This is a genomic window from Flavobacterium profundi (genome assembly GCF_006491645.1).
GTDB classification, from domain to species: Bacteria; Bacteroidota; Bacteroidia; order Flavobacteriales; family Flavobacteriaceae; genus Flavobacterium; species Flavobacterium profundi.
Genome location: NZ_VDCZ01000001.1, coordinates 60,969 through 73,126 on the forward strand (window position 1 = coordinate 60,969; position 12,158 = coordinate 73,126).

Sequence of the window (12,158 nt, forward strand, 5' to 3'; positions counted from 1 at the left end):
ACATTCTCCTATCTTCTTAAAATTGTTATCATAGAAATGAAACAATTAAGTGATTTAGACGACTAATTCAATACACTTTTAAATCACAAATTATGATTGTAACAACCACTCCTTCTATTGAAGATTATAAAATAATTGAATATTTAGGTATTGTATCTGGAATTGCAGTGAATATGCAAAAAATGAAAATGACATTTAACATGCAAAAATATTACGAAGGTATTAGTGAAAGTATTGCAGAAGTGAAACAAAAAGCTTTTTCACAATTAAAAAAGAATGCTGAAAATTTAAATGCAAATGCTGTAGTAGGGATCAATATTGATATGGAATTAACGGCTAGTAATTTTGTAACTGTTACCATAACTGGAACTGCTGTATATGTTGCAAAAAAATAAATTTTGGAATTATCAACTATAAATAATAAAAAATGCCGTTGCTGTACAACGACATTTTTTATTGGTAAATGTTTACGCTTTAATTTTAAAGACTTTCCTAAGTATATCTTCCATTAAACACCATTTTGTAATCGAGGATTGTAACAAATTAGCGCCTACAAAAAGGGTAAACCATAACCAATTTTGGTTGACATACATTGCTAAAAGAACACTAAGTAGTATGAATGTTCCTGCAATAGCTCTTATTAATCTATTTATCATATTAATTGTGTTTTTCTACAGTTAAAACTGCAGTGTGAATATGTGATACTGTTTCTTGTTTTGAATTAAATTTTGCTACCAAATCAAATAAAGTATCTATGTTTTGTTTTTCAACAAATGCAAAGAATACTATAGATTCGGTTTCATTCATTTCAGAGCCAAACCAATTGGTTTCAACTGCATCTTCTGTACTATCGCGATACCCTTTTACATCACGATAGGAATAGGACAATACATTTGCTTCCTTCAGTATTTTTTTAACTGTTTTGTCAAACTCCGCGATAACTGTTATAATTACTAATTTCATAGGTTTACTTTTTAATTATTGTTTTCCCATTTTTTTCTCTCGGTGATATAATAGATCAATGGTACAACAAGTAATGTTAGCAAAGTAGAAACTATAGCTCCTGCAACTAACGAAATGGCTAATCCTTGAAAAATAGGATCAAACAAAATAATCGAAGCGCCAATTACTACTGCACCTGTAGTTAATAAAATAGGTGTCGTACGCACGGCTCCTGCTTCAATAATAGCTTGCTTTATTGGAATACCATCATTTAAACGTATTTCAATAAAATCGATTAATAATACCGAATTTCGAACCATAACTCCAGCCAATGCAATCATACCTATAAAGGAAGTAGCGGTAAAGAAAGCTCCCAATAACCAATGTCCTAGAACAATCCCAACTAACGATAATGGAATAGCTACCATCATCACCATAGGTGTTTTAAAATTTTGGAACCAACCTACAATAAGCATATAAATGATAATAATTACTACTAAAAAAGCGGCTCCTAAATCACGGAAAACTTCTAACGTAATTTGCCATTCTCCATCCCATTTTACCGTAAAATCACTTTCATCTGAAGGTTGATCCATATACAATTCATTCACTTTATATCCTGAAGGCAATTGCATTTGTTGCAATTTTTCATTCATTCCTAAGATTGCGTAAACCGGACTTTCTAAAATGCCAGCCATATCTGCCAAAACGTACACCACTCTTTTTTGATCTTTGCGATAAATCGTATTTTGTAAAGTATCTGCTTTTACTTTTACCAAATCGCTTATTGGTACTACATTTCCTTGATTGCCTTTTATTTTTAAATTTTCAATATCCTGAAGTGAGGTTTTATCAGCATCTGCCAAAGACATAACAATACCTACGGGATCATTAGAACGTTCATCATATAAATTAGAGACTGGCATTTCTCTTAACAAGTAGGTTAAATTCCCAACCACTTGCTGTGGAGCAATCCCATTTAGCATGGCTTTTTCTCTATCAATTTCCAATTTATATTCTACTTGAGGAGCTTCAACCATCCAATCGGTATCCACTACATCCGAAGTGCTTTCTAAAATTCTCTTTACTTGATGAGCAACTTTAATTTGCTCTTCATAATCAGGACCATACACCTCAGCTACCAATGTAGATAAAACTGGAGGACCCGGTGGCACTTCTACAATTTTTACATTGGCTCCATATTTTTTAGCTATTTTTTGGATTTGTGGACGTACTAATTTAGCAATATCATGACTTTGTAAATCTCGATCCTCTTTGTGCAATAAATTCACTTGAATGTCTGCCATATTGCTTCCACCTCGCATATCGTAATGACGTACTAAACCATTAAATGTAATAGGTGCTGACGCTCCAATATAATTTTGATAATTCACTACCTCAGGAATCGTGGTAAGATATTGTGCAATTTCTTTAGTAACTACGGCTGTTCTTTCTAAAGTTGTGCCTTCTGGCATATCGATGACTACTTGAAATTCATTTTTATTATCGAAAGGCAACATTTTTACGGCAACCGATTGGGTAAAGAACATCATTACAGAACCTAATAACAACAAAATAGTAATACCAAACATCAGATTTCTTTTTACTGAACTATCTAATAAGGGCTGTTCCAATTTCTTATAGATTTTAAAAATCAGACTGGTTTCTAAACCTTGTTCGTCTTTGTGTTCCTGTTCGTCTTTCTCCTGAAGCAAATGATATCCTAAATAAGGAGTTACCGTTAAAGCAACAAATAAGGATAACAACATGGCTATTGAAGCCCCTATCGGCATCGGACTCATATAAGGTCCCATCATTCCAGATACAAATGCCATCGGTAAAATGGCAGCAATAACGGTAAAAGTTGCTAAAATGGTTGGATTACCTACTTCATTTATGGCATAAATGGCAGCTTGTTTAAAGGGTAAACGCTTCATTTTAAAATGCCTGTGCATGTTTTCAGCAATAATAATACTATCATCTACTACAATTCCTACTACAAAAACCAATGCAAAAAGCGTAATTCTATTTAAAGTATATCCTAATAAATAATAACTGAATAACGTAAGAGCAAAGGTTAAGGGAACCGAAAAGAAAACAACTAAACCTCCTCTCCAACCCATTGCCAGCATGACTAAAATAGTAACGGCTAAAATAGCAACACCTAAATGCAATAATAATTCTCCCACTTTATGGGAAGCTGTTTCTCCATAATTACGTGATACTTCTACATGAACATCTGTAGGAATTAAATGCTTTCTTAACGTTTCTACTTTGCTCAGAATTTTATCTGCAATTTGCATGGCATCTGCTCCTTTTACTTTAGCAACAGAAATGGTAACGGCTGGATATTCCGATTTAAATTGGCTGTACTTTTCATTCGTTTTTCCGTAACCAAAAGAAACGTAGTTCTTAGGAGTTTGGGGTCCGTCTTGAATGATAGCAACTTGTTTTAAATACACCGGTTTATTTTGGTTCACCCCAATAACTAAATTTTCAACATCTTCAGAAGTCGTTAAAAATTGCCCTGTAGTCACTAAATATTCGGTGTCATTTTGAACAAAATTTCCAGATTGTGCACTGCCATTATTGGCTTGAATCATTTGCATAATGCTCAAAGCATCCACATTATTTTCAGCCATTTTATCTTTATCCAACACAACTTTTAATTCTCGTGTTCTACCTCCAATTTCTTTTGTAATGGCTACGTCTTTTACTTTTTCTATTTCTGAAGTAACTTCTTCCGCAATTTGACGCAATTGAAAATCACTATAATTTTCGCTCCAAAGCGTTAACCCTAACATCGGAACATCGTCTATCGAACGTGTTTTAACCATAGGTTGATACACGCCTTGAGGAAACATATCGCGGTGTTTCATCAATTCGTCATATAACTTCACATAAGAATCTTCACTGTTTTCTCCTACGTAAAACTGTACGACTATCATCGCCTGACCGTTCATGGCCATACTATGAATATGCTCTACTCCTTTGATATTTCCAATGATTTTTTCCAAAGGTTTAATTACCCTGCTTTCCACTTCTTTAGGACTAGCACCTGGATAACCCACCATGATGTCTGCCATGGGAACATTAATTTGTGGTTCTTCTTCTCTAGGAATTAAGAACGAACTGTATGAGCCAATTATCATTAATGCTACCATTAATAAAATGGTTAGTTTTGAATTAATGAAAAAATGGGCTATTTTTCCTGATATACCTTCTTGCATTTTTTTTAAGTTTAAAAGTTAGACTTCTCGCCTCTCGACTACGCTCGAGGTGACGGCTTGAAGTGACAAAACTGTGACTGATTACTGGATACTCACTTTTGCTCCATTATACAATTTCCCTTCTGTAGCCACGATATAAGGTTCATTAGCTGACAATCCTGACAACACTTCCACCTCATTTCCATATTTTTTTCCTATACGTAACCAACGTAAGATGGCAATATCATTATCTCCTAAAGTATACACTCCTGTCAATTGTCCTTCTCTAACCAAAGCCGTTTCTGGAACCAAAACAGTAGTGGTTTCATTAGCGATTTGTTGTTTTTCTATTGGAAATTGTACATTTACAAACATGCCCGACAAAATTTTAGCATCGGTTTTTTCTAAATCTATTTTTACTAAATATTGTCCGCCCGTATTTCTAGCCGATAAACTCACTTCACTAACTGCTCCTTTTACTGTGATTCCTAATGACTTTACTAATACTTTTACTTGCATTCCATTGGTAATAGACGTAATATCATTTTCGGAAACCATAGCTGTAACTTGCAGTTTCTGAGCATCTTCTATACTTATCAAAGGCATACCTGGATTAGCCATATCGCCTTCTTTCACAAAAGAATTGGTAATTATTCCACTAAAAGGTGCGGTAATATTTGCATAAGCAAATTGGGCATTAATCTCGTTACGCATTTGTTTCGCTGCTTCTAAACCTGCTTTTGCCATTTCATAACGAGAGGTCATATCATCTAATTCTTTTTGAGAAGCACTTTGTTGCGCAAATAGGTTCGTAAAACGCTCATAATCTTTCTTAGCATTGTTATAAGCTGCCTTAGCTTGAATAATAGAAGCATCTACTTGTGCTTTTTTAGCTTCTAAATCGGTGTTATTAATACTAACTAACAATTGGCCTGCTTTCACTTTTTGTCCCACTTTCACAGGTACTTTGGTTACAAATCCCATCATTCTGGTACTCAAATTGGCACTATTTTCAGATTCAATTTTTCCACTTGCTGCCACATAGGATTGTGTTGCAGTACTAGTTTTTCCATACACTATCACTTTTATGGGAGAGGAAGTAGCAGTAGTATTCTTGGTTTCACTTCCACAAGATATTGCGACAAGTGCTACGATTATCATTAAAGTTATTTTTTTCATATTTAATTTTTATAGGTGGTCTGTCGACGGTTATTTATTTTCTGTTCTCTCTTCACGTCACTTCATGTGCGAAGCGTATCGAGAAGTTTTACTTTATATTTTTTGTTCTCGATACATTTTTTATTGCATTGCATTTCATAAAAAACACTCGAACTAACGGCTTTATTTCATTAAAAACTGCAAATACTCTTTCGTAAAATTATATTCAAAAACGGCTTGCAATACTTCCAATTCTTTCTGAGCCATTTGTGTTTCTGCATGTAGTAAATCGGTTGTTTTTTCTAAACCTTGTGCAAAGCGATTTTGACGAATGCGAAAAACTTCCTGAGATTGTTCATATGCCAATTGACTTAATTGCACTTTGTTTTCAGCATCCACTAATTGACGACTCGTTTTAGTGACTTCTAAAAGACTTTGTTTTTTATAGTGTTCGGTTTCAATTTTAGCTTTATTAAAATCGGCTTTGGCTTTTTGGGTTTTCCCAATGTTTTTATAGCCATCAAATACATCCCAAGACAATTGCGCTCCAAGCAAATAGCCTTTCGCTTGAGTTCCTAAAAATTGACTATCGTATAATTGATAATTTCCAAAGGCATTTAAACGTGGTAAAAAACCATACTTAGAAGATTGAAACATTTTTTTATACGCTTCGGTTGACTTTTCCATGGCTTGAATATCTTTTCTATTCGCATTCAAACCCACCTCAACAGCTTCTAAGGTTACTTCATTGGCTAACGATTCTGCTGGCACATATACTTTTCCATTGGTATCTTCATTTAAAAGAAAAGCCAAATAATCGGAAGCATTTTGCACATTACTTTTGGCATATTGCAATTGGTTTGTTATTTCGTTTACACGAACTTGTACATTCAACACATCGGTTTTTTGTAGCATACCATTGTTGAAGTAATTTTCTACTAGTTTTAAATTTCCTTTTGCGGTTTCGTTTGCTTTTTCTAAAACAAGAACAGCTTTGTAAGCCAATTGCAATTGCATATAGGCTTTGGAAACTTCTAAGACCAAATATTCTTTGGTTCGTTCGGTTTGCAATTGAAAAGCATCCATTTTAGCTTTTGCTGCCTGTCTTCCAAGCAATCCGTCCACATTAATTAGCGGTTGTTTGACTTCAATTACAGTTGCAAAATTTTGAGTTTGATCGGGATTATTCAACAAAGCAGGGTTAAAATCAGCTTGGGTTAAGATTTCCTGATTTAATTTGGACCCAAATGCCATTAGCGGATTGGTAGTAACTATACCTGTATAAGACACATTTACATTCGGCAAAAACAAAGCATTCGATTGACGATAATCGGCTTTTGCAGCTTGATAAGAGGCATCGGCAGCTTGTAGTTGCAAATTTTTCTCAGAAACTTTTTGTAATATTTCTTCTTTTGAAATTGAGATGGTTTCCTGACTAAAAACACCTGCTGTAAAAAAGAGTACGCCTGTAAAGAGGTTCCATTTTATATTCTTCATTGCTATTTTGTTCTTAATTTCTGAAACAAAAGTACAATGGCAAAATGGCCCAATTGGTAACCAAAGTTACACAGACTTGTAACTAAAGTTACATAACTATTTTATTTCCACTATAAGATTTAATGAATAAACTGAAGTTAATTCGGTTGAAACGTAACTCGATTCGTAATAAGCATAATTTGATTTGGTTTAAACATAACTTAATTAGCAATAAGCAAAACTTAATTCGGTTTAAACATAACTTAATTAGCAATAAGCAAAACTTAATTCGGTTTAAACATAACTTAATTAGCAATAAGCAAAACTTAATTCGGTTTAAACATAACTTGATTCGTAATAAGCAAAACTTAATTTGGTTTAAACGTAACTCGATTACTAGTTCTATGCAATCGGTTCATAGAACTATGCAATTGATACAGTGTTCTGTGTAATTGATACATAGTTCTGTGTAATTGATACATAGTTCACTGTATTGAGTTCAGAGTTCTGTGTAATTGATAACTAGTACACTGCAATTGATACACCCTTCACTGTATTGGAAACATAGTCAAGTGCATTGGTTACATAGTTAACAACGCTAAATTTGGTTGAAAAACAATAGAAAAACTAGTTCTCGATACTATTTTTATAAAAAACATTCTCTTTGATAGAATAAGTTGCGAGATTTGACAACTCTTCTAAGATTGTATTTTCTTTTCTGTTTTTTTAAAGTAATTTAATAGAGCCTAATGATATTCATTGAATTTTATAGACTCTATTATGTTTGTTCTGAATGCTTTATTTTTATCAAAATTATCACCATCAATCATGAATTGGATAGAATAAATAGCACCTTTATAAATAAAACTATAATTTTCTACTATTTTCTTTTGTTCTTGAACTTCTAATACAATTTTGATATAAAAAAACTTCACATTCTCTACAGAAAAAACTTTGAAATCTTCAGTAGTAGAAAAAGTTTCACTAATGAGCGTTCCCTTAGTAGAATTAAGGACTCCTTTTTTTATCCCTTTTAAAAACTTATTCATACCCTTTTCGTCACTTATCTTTGAGGCTTCATTTATTCTATCAAATTTTGTATATACTATAATTTCAGTATCGTATATTCCTCTTATAAATTTTCCATTTGCGATTACTCCTTCTTCGGCATTATCAAGAACATCAATAGTAATGTTTTCATCAAATTCATATTGGAATACTTCTTGACTAAAACAATTTAAACTAAAAAAAACAATAGCATTGTAAATGAATTTTAGCATGAATTTCATTTTATTAAATTATACTTGACAAAACTAATCTTTTATTTTTCTAAAAAACTACCAAATGGGAGTTCTCGATACTATTTTTATAAAATTGTTTTTTACATTTTATAAAAATCACTCGAACTGACGCAGTGCTGATTTAAATTTTTATTACATCCGTTTTGTTTACTGTTATGAGTTCTCGATACATTTTCTACTCCATTTCATTTCGTAAAAAACACTCGAACTGACGCAGTGCTGATTACAAAAATAGTAGATAAAATTATATTAACGACTCGTCAGTTCGATTGGTTTTGTGAAGCGCAACGAAACAAAAATATATCGAGAACTCATTTTAATTACCACACCGTCAGTTCGAGTGTTTTTGTGTAGAGTAACGAAACAAAAATGTATCGAGAACTTAAAATTTCTTCTTTGCTAAATTAGGTAAGTCATCAAATTCACCAAATATTAAAGCTTCTTTTTTAGCTCTAGACCACTTTTTTATTTGCTTTTCTTTTTGAATTGCAATAGTAATATCCGTAAACTCAGCATAGAAAACCAATAAAACTGGTCTCCTATTAAAAGTATAACAATCTTGAAAAACACCATTTTCATGCTGAAAAATACGTTGCGAAAGATTACTTGTAACTCCTGTATAATAAGTGTTATCAGAACATTTTAAAATATATACATAAGAAGCTTTCATCTATATTTTTTCAAGTGAGTTCTCGATACATTTTTCCCTCTATTTCATTTCATAAAAATCACTCAAACTGACGCAGTGCTGATTGATTATGTCTGTTTTGAAAAGCGTAATTTGTTTATTTAAGGAAAGAGATTTACTATTTAAGAATCGCTTTTATTTGCTTTTCTAAATCTTTTATTCCTTTAAATTTTTTAAAATTTAACTCTTTCCCAGTTGCTTTTAATTCACTAATTAATTCTAGAACGAGTTCCAAAGGTTCTGCTTCAAACCCAAACATGTTTTGATCAAATTCTGTTCCAATGATAAGTCCGTCATGATCCATACCAATACACCAATTTTCTATAAATTCCACTAATGGAATTTCAGCAATTTTATAATTGGACCATTCTTCTGTTATACAAGATTTTGCCAAAGCAATATCAGACCAAAAGCAAATAATACCAATGGGCTCCTCATCGTAGTTTATATAATTATTGGATGTAGAAGTTGCGTATCCTTCTGTATCTTTTAGGGTGTAAACAATAGAAGATTTACAAACGTTTTTTATAAATTTTTTATATTGTTTCTCTATTAAAATGGAGTCTTGTAGCATTATTATTATTTATAATTATAGAAAACCTTGGGAACAGATTTTATATTTTCAATTTTCTTAATTTGAATCATTCTTTCAAAATCATTTAAGACTTGTTCTACTTCTGGCAGATCGCTAACCACTTTGATTTTATACAACTTACATATTGTAAGTGTAGTTAGATATAATCTTTCCTTTTTATATTTTCGAGCAAATTTTAATCCATATACAAAACCGTAATTTTCATTTTTCAATCTATTTTTAAATTCTAAAATCAGTTCTAATGTAATTCTATTATTTAGTACTTGAAAACTACAATGATAGGTATATTCATCTACTATTTTAGAAAACCATTTATCTAATTTTTTCTGTTTAGAATTTTCTAATTCAAAACCAATATCTTCTAGTTTTTTAAATAAAGGAACATGTTCGAAATTTTTTTTTATTTTCTTTAATTTGAAATGCTCATATATAATAGAACTTATTAGAAACATGACCATTAAAACTAAAAATAACATACCCATAAATTGTTTGATTTTTTTATATATGATAGATTATATCAATTAATTGTTTTATTTATTTGTTTGAATTTCTTTTTTAGCGAGCAAAGCTAACCTTTTATTTTATAAAAGAATACCAAATGCTAGTTCTCGATACAATTTTTATAGAATGACAAATTGTATTGTTTAAAAAAAAGAGTGTCTCAAAAGACACTCTTTTTTAGTTTAATTAGTTAAATTCTATTGAATCTAGAATTTTCTTTCTAAAATCATTATTTTTTTCAAATTCATCTTGTGCATTCATGAATTGAATTGTGTATATAAAACCTTTATAAAAAAAATTAAAGCTTTGGGTTCTTTTACTTTCTCCTCCTGCAACAAAATCTATTGTAAAGGAATAGATTTTAACATCGTTCAAAACAAATTCTTCCTCACTCACAAGCTTTCCTTTTGCAGACTTTAGCAGGCCATCTTTAACTCCTTTAAAAAAATTAACTTTCTTTTTTTCATCCTTACCTTTAAAGATATCTTTTGGTTTATCTGAACTTAGGTAAACAATAATTTCATTTCCAAAGGCACCTTTTACAAATTTCCCATCTAGTAATTCACCTTCTTCAGCTTCTTCAACAACATCAATAGTTAGATTTTCATCAAATTCATATTGAAAAACTTCCTGACTAAAACCATGTAAATTAAAAAGTACGAAAACCGCAAAAAATAGTATTTTTTTCATATTAAAATTTTTTATATATCTATTCAATTTATAAACAAGCTACTTTTCATTTTGAAAATAGCTAGGCAAATCTACTATTTAAAAATTTAAATCTATTATCTTTTTTTATATTTAAAATCTCATTTAAAATAAAAATATTACTATTTTACTTCTTCACCTGCGCTTTAATTTGTTCGAAATACTTCGTATAATTCCCATAATCGATATGTTGGGTAATCTTTCCTTTTTCGATAGTGAGAATGGTTACAAATGGAATGGCTACAAGAATGGTTTCATTTGTTTTTTCCTGAAACCAAGCATTGGGCAAAACACATTCAAAAGTGGAATTGATAATGGTATGATTTCCTGATGTAAAGACTTTTTCGATAACGAAATTCACATAAGGAGGCTTGTCGTTTTTAAATTTGTCTTTAAAAACCGTTTTGAAGAATTGGTACACGTTTTCTTTTCCATCAAAAACAAAATCTTGTTGAAAAGCTGCTTTGGCAGTAGGATCTTCAAAATGAATCGCATCTGCATAAAAGGTTTTCATGGTATCAAAATCCCATTTCCCATAGGCTTGCATATACGCTAAAGCCAGTTTTTCATTTTGATTTTCATTGGTTTGACCAAAGGAAAGAGTAGAAATAATAAGTAGTAACGTTAGGGTTAATGTTTTTTTCATTGTATAATTCCATTTATATTAAAATCCGGCATCAATTCGTTTTTGCACATCGTAAACTTCTTCGTTTAAAAAAATTTTGTGCTGTTTTGGCTCTTTAGAGGAAATAATTATTTTATAAAACAGATAGTTTGCTGTCTATTTTCTTTCATTTTTCGAATAAATTTAAATTTGGGTTAAAATAATACTCATAAAGCAAACCATTTATCAATAGGATTGGATGATACCTAAATTTTATTTCCAAAATTCCCACCATTTTTTTTCAATTATTTGTAATGCTCTGTTACTTTTTGAAATTTCAACGCCTTTACCTTCTTCCACTAATTTCTTTGCAATTTCAAAATCCCATCCAATTTCTGGTCTTATGTGAGGTCCTTCATGCCAATGATCATATGTTACTTTATTTCCGAAAGATTCTATTAACTGTACCAATGCCTCAGTTCCACCAAAAGGAAAACCACCAGGATCGAAAAACAAGGTTCCTTTATCTTTTAATTTCTCTAATTTTATTAATTCATAATCTCCTTGAAAAATAACTTCAATAACAGAATTAAAATCCCAATTATCAGCTGTATTAAAAATTGGATGCTTGTGCCTTATTTCTGGTTTTGTTAAGTTCCAAAGTGCATTATATATTTTTCTTTGTTCAGAATTTGGGGTTAACTCAATTTTAGTAAACCATTTTCTAGCATTTTCATCTAAATATATTGTCCAATCAATATCATTATAAGAGATTTCAGTTTCAGCATTATAATATTCCTCCTTTACTTCCTTTAGCTTTTGAAAGAAAATTTCAAATTTCTCATGCCTCTCATTATCTTCAAAATCATAGTCTATATAAAAAAATTTGTCTCTCATTGTATAAAACTAACTAAATTCTACTTAAGCTCCTATTCATAACTTTTCAATACTTATGAAAAATACTTATAAAACAAAA

At 31.0% G+C, this 12,158-nt stretch carries 13 protein-coding genes; 1 reads left to right on the forward strand and 12 read right to left on the reverse strand.

Annotation, left to right across the window (positions count from 1 at the left end; genetic code table 11):
• The first annotated feature begins 92 nt into the window (after window positions 1-92).
• The gene (locus FHG05_RS00300; protein WP_140996022.1) at window positions 93-395 is read left to right on the forward strand and encodes a YbjQ family protein; all 303 of its coding nucleotides are present in this window, start codon (window positions 93-95) and stop codon (window positions 393-395) included.
• A 72-nt stretch (window positions 396-467) separates the two neighbouring features.
• Here FHG05_RS00300 and FHG05_RS00305 read toward each other — a convergent pair whose 3' ends face one another.
• From FHG05_RS00305 to FHG05_RS00360, 12 genes are all read right to left on the reverse strand, one after another.
• A complete protein-coding gene (locus tag FHG05_RS00305) occupies window positions 468-656 on the reverse strand; it encodes a YgaP family membrane protein (RefSeq protein WP_140996023.1) in 189 nt (62 codons plus the stop codon).
• Window position 657: 1 nt separating this feature from the next.
• Window positions 658-963: a hypothetical protein gene (locus FHG05_RS00310; RefSeq protein WP_140996024.1), complete on the reverse strand. Its 306-nt coding sequence runs from the start codon at window positions 961-963 to the stop codon at window positions 658-660.
• 11 nt (window positions 964-974) lie between these two features.
• Window positions 975-4,172 carry an efflux RND transporter permease subunit gene (locus FHG05_RS00315; protein WP_140996025.1) on the reverse strand — a complete coding sequence of 1,066 codons (3,198 nt, stop codon included), beginning with the start codon at window positions 4,170-4,172 and terminating at the stop codon, window positions 975-977.
• An 81-nt stretch (window positions 4,173-4,253) separates the two neighbouring features.
• Complete coding sequence (locus tag FHG05_RS00320) at window positions 4,254-5,330, reverse strand: efflux RND transporter periplasmic adaptor subunit (RefSeq protein ID WP_140996026.1); 1,077 nt, start codon at window positions 5,328-5,330, stop codon at window positions 4,254-4,256.
• Between the two features lie 162 nt (window positions 5,331-5,492).
• On the reverse strand, window positions 5,493-6,806 hold the full coding sequence (locus FHG05_RS00325) for a TolC family protein (RefSeq protein ID WP_140996027.1): 1,314 nt from the start codon (window positions 6,804-6,806) through the stop codon (window positions 5,493-5,495).
• 725 nt (window positions 6,807-7,531) lie between these two features.
• The gene (locus tag FHG05_RS00330) at window positions 7,532-8,065 is read right to left on the reverse strand and encodes a hypothetical protein (protein WP_140996028.1); all 534 of its coding nucleotides are present in this window, start codon (window positions 8,063-8,065) and stop codon (window positions 7,532-7,534) included.
• A gap of 403 nt (window positions 8,066-8,468) precedes the next feature.
• The gene (locus tag FHG05_RS00335; RefSeq protein WP_140996029.1) at window positions 8,469-8,756 is read right to left on the reverse strand and encodes a GIY-YIG nuclease family protein; all 288 of its coding nucleotides are present in this window, start codon (window positions 8,754-8,756) and stop codon (window positions 8,469-8,471) included.
• Window positions 8,757-8,892: 136 nt separating this feature from the next.
• Window positions 8,893-9,348, reverse strand: coding sequence for a DUF2750 domain-containing protein (locus FHG05_RS00340; protein ID WP_140996030.1), 456 nt, complete (start codon window positions 9,346-9,348; stop codon window positions 8,893-8,895).
• A gap of 5 nt (window positions 9,349-9,353) precedes the next feature.
• Complete coding sequence (locus FHG05_RS00345; RefSeq protein ID WP_140996031.1) at window positions 9,354-9,845, reverse strand: hypothetical protein; 492 nt, start codon at window positions 9,843-9,845, stop codon at window positions 9,354-9,356.
• Window positions 9,846-10,056: 211 nt separating this feature from the next.
• Window positions 10,057-10,560 carry a hypothetical protein gene (locus FHG05_RS00350; RefSeq protein ID WP_140996032.1) on the reverse strand — a complete coding sequence of 168 codons (504 nt, stop codon included), beginning with the start codon at window positions 10,558-10,560 and terminating at the stop codon, window positions 10,057-10,059.
• Between the two features lie 145 nt (window positions 10,561-10,705).
• Window positions 10,706-11,224, reverse strand: coding sequence for a nuclear transport factor 2 family protein (locus FHG05_RS00355; protein WP_140996033.1), 519 nt, complete (start codon window positions 11,222-11,224; stop codon window positions 10,706-10,708).
• A gap of 231 nt (window positions 11,225-11,455) precedes the next feature.
• Complete coding sequence (locus FHG05_RS00360; RefSeq protein ID WP_140996034.1) at window positions 11,456-12,079, reverse strand: hypothetical protein; 624 nt, start codon at window positions 12,077-12,079, stop codon at window positions 11,456-11,458.
• Window positions 12,080-12,158 lie beyond the last annotated feature (79 nt).

Coding starts and splice junctions, on each gene's coding strand:
- FHG05_RS00300 (WP_140996022.1), top strand. CDS start 93: ATGATTGTAACAACCACTCCTTCTATTGAAGATTATAAAATAATTGAA.
- FHG05_RS00305 (WP_140996023.1), bottom strand. CDS start 656: ATGATAAATAGATTAATAAGAGCTATTGCAGGAACATTCATACTACTT.
- FHG05_RS00310 (WP_140996024.1), bottom strand. CDS start 963: ATGAAATTAGTAATTATAACAGTTATCGCGGAGTTTGACAAAACAGTT.
- FHG05_RS00315 (WP_140996025.1), bottom strand. CDS start 4,172: ATGCAAGAAGGTATATCAGGAAAAATAGCCCATTTTTTCATTAATTCA.
- FHG05_RS00320 (WP_140996026.1), bottom strand. CDS start 5,330: ATGAAAAAAATAACTTTAATGATAATCGTAGCACTTGTCGCAATATCT.
- FHG05_RS00325 (WP_140996027.1), bottom strand. CDS start 6,806: ATGAAGAATATAAAATGGAACCTCTTTACAGGCGTACTCTTTTTTACA.
- FHG05_RS00330 (WP_140996028.1), bottom strand. CDS start 8,065: ATGCTAAAATTCATTTACAATGCTATTGTTTTTTTTAGTTTAAATTGT.
- FHG05_RS00335 (WP_140996029.1), bottom strand. CDS start 8,756: ATGAAAGCTTCTTATGTATATATTTTAAAATGTTCTGATAACACTTAT.
- FHG05_RS00340 (WP_140996030.1), bottom strand. CDS start 9,348: ATGCTACAAGACTCCATTTTAATAGAGAAACAATATAAAAAATTTATA.
- FHG05_RS00345 (WP_140996031.1), bottom strand. CDS start 9,845: ATGTTATTTTTAGTTTTAATGGTCATGTTTCTAATAAGTTCTATTATA.
- FHG05_RS00350 (WP_140996032.1), bottom strand. CDS start 10,560: ATGAAAAAAATACTATTTTTTGCGGTTTTCGTACTTTTTAATTTACAT.
- FHG05_RS00355 (WP_140996033.1), bottom strand. CDS start 11,224: ATGAAAAAAACATTAACCCTAACGTTACTACTTATTATTTCTACTCTT.
- FHG05_RS00360 (WP_140996034.1), bottom strand. CDS start 12,079: ATGAGAGACAAATTTTTTTATATAGACTATGATTTTGAAGATAATGAG.